Origin of the sequence: Streptomyces sp. UNOC14_S4, assembly GCF_020740835.1 — a bacterium.
Taxonomy (GTDB): domain Bacteria; phylum Actinomycetota; class Actinomycetes; order Streptomycetales; family Streptomycetaceae; genus Streptomyces.
The window spans coordinates 1-4,615 of the sequence record NZ_JAINFC010000566.1 but is presented as its reverse complement, the minus strand read 5'-3'; the positions used below and the strand labels follow the sequence as shown (position 1 = coordinate 4,615).

Annotated in this window: 6 protein-coding genes; 2 read left to right on the top strand and 4 right to left on the bottom strand. The window is 70.3% G+C overall.

What is annotated here, in order from left to right; genetic code table 11:
• Positions 1-61: 61 nt before the first annotated feature.
• The 3 genes from K6I34_RS32130 to K6I34_RS32120 are packed head-to-tail and all read right to left on the bottom strand — an operon-like array spanning position 62 to position 2,034.
• The gene (locus K6I34_RS32130) at positions 62-910 is read right to left on the bottom strand and encodes an SAM-dependent methyltransferase (RefSeq protein WP_229331519.1); all 849 of its coding nucleotides are present in this window, start codon (positions 908-910) and stop codon (positions 62-64) included.
• Positions 907-1,164 carry a DUF397 domain-containing protein gene (locus K6I34_RS32125; protein ID WP_121797339.1) on the bottom strand — a complete coding sequence of 86 codons (258 nt, stop codon included), beginning with the start codon at positions 1,162-1,164 and terminating at the stop codon, positions 907-909. Before K6I34_RS32125 ends, K6I34_RS32130 begins: the two co-directional genes overlap by 4 nt.
• Before the next feature lie 3 nt (positions 1,165-1,167).
• Positions 1,168-2,034, bottom strand: coding sequence for a helix-turn-helix transcriptional regulator (locus tag K6I34_RS32120; RefSeq protein ID WP_229331517.1), 867 nt, complete (start codon positions 2,032-2,034; stop codon positions 1,168-1,170).
• Between the two features lie 144 nt (positions 2,035-2,178).
• On the opposite strand from K6I34_RS32120, the gene K6I34_RS32115 reads away from it, so the two are divergent.
• Complete coding sequence (locus K6I34_RS32115) at positions 2,179-2,637, top strand: ATP-binding protein (protein WP_229331516.1); 459 nt, start codon at positions 2,179-2,181, stop codon at positions 2,635-2,637.
• Positions 2,638-2,829: 192 nt separating this feature from the next.
• Here K6I34_RS32115 and K6I34_RS32110 read toward each other — a convergent pair whose 3' ends face one another.
• Positions 2,830-3,624, bottom strand: coding sequence for an SGNH/GDSL hydrolase family protein (locus K6I34_RS32110; RefSeq protein ID WP_229331514.1), 795 nt, complete (start codon positions 3,622-3,624; stop codon positions 2,830-2,832).
• A 252-nt stretch (positions 3,625-3,876) separates the two neighbouring features.
• Here K6I34_RS32110 and K6I34_RS32105 point away from each other — a divergent pair.
• Positions 3,877-4,615: tyrosine-protein phosphatase (locus K6I34_RS32105; protein WP_229331512.1), on the top strand; the 739-nt coding region annotated here is incomplete at its 3' end.

Sequence of the window (4,615 nt, the reverse complement as noted above, 5' to 3'; positions counted from 1 at the left end):
TGCCCGGAGGGCATGCCCGCCGCAGGCGGCAACGGCGGGAAGCCCACCTCGGAAGCAGACGTCAGGCCTTCACCCCGACCCCGCCGTAGAAGACCGTGTTGCTGAGCTCCTCCGCACTCGGGACCGGGCCGTCCGGGCGCCAGAGGGGGACGCGGACCAGGCCGGGGTCCTGGAGGGCGAAGTCGCCGAAGAGGGGCTCGATCGCCGCGCGGCCGCGGAGGTTGAGGGAGGCCGTCGCGTTCCTGTAGGCGCCGAGCACGCTGTCGCGCGCGCGGACGTCCGTGTAGCCCCCGTCGTAGCCCTCGTACGGTTCGGCCGTGGCGTGGGAGAGCACGAGGCGGCTGCCGGGGGCCAGCGCGGCGCCGAGGGCGGCGACGATGCCGGCCGGGTCCTCCTCGTCCTTGACGAAGTGCAGCACGGCGACCAGCAGCACCGCCACGGGCTCGTCGAAGTCGATGAGTTCGCGCACGACGGGGTGGGCGAGGATCTCCTCCGGCCGCCGGACGTCGCCGAGGACGAAGGCGGCGTGCCCGGCGCTGGTGAGCTTGGCACCGGCGTGGGTGGCGACGATCGGGTCGTTGTCCACGTAGGCGACCTTGACGTCGTCGGCGGTCTCGCGGGCCACCTCGTGGGTGTTGGGCGAGGTGGGGATTCCCGTGCCGATGTCGATGATCTGCCGGATGCCGTCGCCCACGCATTCCCGGACCGCGCGCCGCAGAAAGGCACGGTTGGCGCGGGCGGACAGCTTCACCTGCGGGTGGGCCTGGATGACGTGTTCCGCGGCCTGCCGGTCGACCTCGTAATTGTCCCAGCCGCCGAGGTAGTAGTCGTACATGCGGGCCGGATGCGGCCTGCTGGTGTCTATCTCCTCGGCGCGGAAGCCGCGCTCGCTCACACCCTGCTCGTTCATTCGCAGCTCACACTCGTTCCCGCGAGAAGGAAATCGGCCTGGCCGGCCTTCGCGCCCTTGATGAAGCTTTCGATTTCGTGGTGCGTGTAGATGAGCGCCGGGCCTTCCGGGTCGGTGGACTGGCGCAGGGCCACCCGGCCGTCCCCCAGTCGCATGGCCTCGACGCAACTCCCCCCGTTGCCGCCGCTCCACGGCTTGCTCCAGCCCTCGGTGCCGAGGTCGGTCGCGGGCATGCCGTTGTATATGCGATCCATGGTTCAGATCTCCTTACGAATGCCACCCAGGAGGGCCTTGGTGGTGTGTGCCGGCGCGGCCTGCGCGCACATGCGGTCCAGCGCTTCCAGGAAGGCCGATACATCGTCGCGCTGGTCAAAATACGAGGCCCCGACCAGGTTTTCGGCATAGGCGATGTCCGGCAGTTCCGGCAGCGGGAACCGGAAGATGTGGAACGGCCCGTACATCGCCGGATGCGGCCCGGCGGTGAACGGCATGATCTGCAGCCTGACGTTCGGCAGCTCGGTGGCCTCCATCAGCCGGGCGACCTGCGCCCGCATGATGTCCGGGCCGCCGATCGGCCTGCGCAGCACCGTCTCGTCCATGACCACCCACAGCAGCGGCGCCCCGTCCCGGGCGAGGAGCGCCTGCCGCTGTCTGCGGACGGCGACCGCGCGGTCGATGTCGGCCGCGGGCGCGTGCGGCATGCCCGCGCGGAGCACCGCGCGGGCGTATTCCTCGGTCTGCAACAGGCCCGGAACGTAGTGCGGTTCGTACGCGCGAATGAGATTGGCCTCGCCTTCGAGGCTCACAAAGGCGCTGAACCACTCGGGCAGGACATCCCGGAAACGGTGCCACCAGCCGGGGCGATTGGCCTCACGGGCGAGCGCGAGGAACCCCTCGACCTCTTCCGTGTCGTGGACGCCGTAGACGCACAGCAGCTTTTCCACATAGGGGAGCTTCAGGCCGACCTCGGCCTTCTCCATTCTGCGGACGGTGGCATGCGTCACATCGAGGGCGCGACCCGCGTCCTCGAACGACAGCCCGGCCTTCTCCCGGAGATCCTGGAGCCGTTTGCCGAGCACGACCCGCAGGACGGTCGGGGCGCCTGTCGGCCGCGCGTCCGCCACTCTTCTCCCCCTCCATGCCGTCAGGCGCCGTCATATGCCCGCAGTGTGCCATGCACCCTTGGAAGCGCACAGACTGCCCTGACGATTCTGCAAATTACAGATTGAACCTTGCCACAGATGACCGGCATCGCACATAGTTGCGGAGTGGTCCCCTCCCAAGACGCACCTTCGCTCGGACGCTACGGCAGTTCCACGGCCGCGCGTCTCCAGGACGCCTTTCACTTTCCGGCTCTCAACACCTCGGTGGCACAGGCGCGCAGAAGAGTCGCCGCGCAGCTGCGGGAGTGGGGGATCGACGAAGTGGCGTGCGACGACGCCCAATTGGTGGTGTCGGAGCTCTTCACCAATGCCGTACGGCACACGGACAGCGAGAAGGTCTGCTGTCAACTGCGCGTCAGTGGCGCGCATCTCCGGATAGAGGTCACCGACCAGGGGCACGCCTCGACGGAGCCCCGGGCCCGGTGCAGTGGCGCGGACGAGGAGAGCGGGCGCGGCCTGCTGCTGGTCGGCGTGCTGTCGCAGGCATGGGGGGTCCGGCCCGACGACAGCGGCCGCGGCCGTGTCGTCTGGGCCGACCTGCCGCACGGGCGGCTTCCCCGTTGATTTTCCCGGGATTTCCCCCGGCTGTTTTCCTCCGGCTGATTCCCTCCGGCCCCGCCGGAGCCCTGCCGGAATACGGCTGAGCGCTCCGCTGGAAAACCGGTGCGTCAACTGCGGGTGCGTCGTGGCTGGTCGCGCAGTTCCCCGCGCCCCTTCGGGGCGCTGCCGAACCGCACCGGACTTCGGCAGGCCCGCTCAGAGCGGCAGCAGGTCCGGGCGCTTGGGTTCCACGTGGTCGCCCGAGGACTCGCCGCGCAGGCGGCGGCCGATCCACGGCACCAGGTGCTCGCGGGCCCAGTGGATGTTGTCGCGGCGCACCTCGGCCGCCGTGCGCTGGTCCTCGTCGGGCCAGGGCTGGTCGGGGTCGGCCGGTACGTCGAGGCCGAGCACCTGGGCAGCGCGCAGCGCGACGCGGGTGTGGCCGTCGGCCGAGAGGTGCAGCCGGTCCTCGCTCCAGGCCCGGCGGTCCTGGACCGAACGCAGCGACCACAGGTCGAGGACCGGGCAGCCGTGCCGGTCCGCGATGGCGCGGACGTGCGCCGTGTACGTCGCGATCTTGCCGCGCAGGTGGCGCAGCACGGGCATGCCGCGCGTGTCGAAGCCGGTGCACAGCAGCACCGTGCCGACCGAGGAGGCGAGGTCGGCGACGGCCGCCTCGTAGCGCGCGGCCACGTCGTCCGGGTCGCTGCCCGGGCGCAGGATGTCGTTGCCTCCGGCGCAGAAGGTCACCAGGTCCGGGCTGAGTTCCTTGGCCCGGGGGACCTGCTCCGTCACGATCTGGTCCAGGAGGCGGCCGCGCACCGCGAGGTTGGCGTACCGGAAACCGTGCTCCTCCGGGTGCTCGTCGGAGAGGAGCACCGCCAGCCGGTCCGCCCAGCCGATGAAGGTGTCGCCCGGCCCCGGGTCGCCGCAGCCCTCCGTGAAGCTGTCCCCGAGGGCTGCGTACGACCCGATCGTTCTCTTGCTGAATGCTTGCGAATCGTCTGCCACGTCAGCACATCATTCACCTTCAGGAGTGACCTACGCCACCGTAACCAGGGGTTGACGTGCAGTGATGTATCCCACCCCGACAAAGTCGACCCAAGCGGAATACGTCGGCTCGGGTGCCTTCGCGGGCCGATTGCCCGTACAACCACTGTCGTAAAGTCGTTCAGCCAGTCATTTCAGCCAGCCAGTCCAGCCAGTCATTTCCGTCGCTCCGTCGGCGAACAGCGCCGGCGGCCGAAACCCTGGGAGCGCACCGTGACGCAGACGCCGCATGTCCCGTCCACCGAGCCCGAGCTGGCGGGGGTCCGCAACTTCCGCGACCTGGGCGGCCTCCCGGCCGCCGACGGGCGGCGCGTACGGACCGGCGTCCTCTTCCGCAGCGGGCATCTGGCCCACGCGACCGAGGAGGACCGATGTTTCCTCGACTCGCTCGGGCTGCACACGGTCCTCGACTTCCGCAACGCGGCCGACATCGAGCTCGACGGGCCGGACGTCGCGCTCGTCGGGGTGCGGAACGTGAACATCCCGCTCAGCGACCCGGCGGACGGCACCGAGTTCTGGAAGATGGTCCGCTCCGGGGACGTGGGGCGGGTGCGGGAGGTGCTGGCCGGGACGCGGGCGGCCGACCGGATGTGCACCAGCTACCGCGAGATGGTCATCACGCGCACCGAGGAGCACGGCCGCGTCCTGCGGCTGATCGCCGACGACGCCGTGCCGGTGCTGATGCACTGCGCCGCGGGCAAGGACCGGGCGGGGCTGTCGATCGCCGTCACGCTGCTGGCACTCGGGGTGCCGCGGGAGGCCATCGAGGCGGACTACCTGGAGTCGAACGCGACGCACCGGCGGTACCGGATGCGGAAGCCGGTGGCGGAGCCGCGGGAGGTCACGGAGTTGCTCGCGCCGATGTTCGAGGCGCGGGCGGAGTATCTGGCGGCGGCGTTCTCGGCGATCGAGGAGAGGTGGGGGACGGCGGAGAAGTATCTCGGGGAGGGGC

Excerpts from the sequence above, each read along its gene's own strand:
- K6I34_RS32130 (WP_229331519.1), bottom strand. The coding sequence starts at position 910 with ATGAACGAGCAGGGTGTGAGCGAGCGCGGCTTCCGCGCCGAGGAGATA.
- K6I34_RS32125 (WP_121797339.1), bottom strand. The coding sequence starts at position 1,164 with ATGGATCGCATATACAACGGCATGCCCGCGACCGACCTCGGCACCGAG.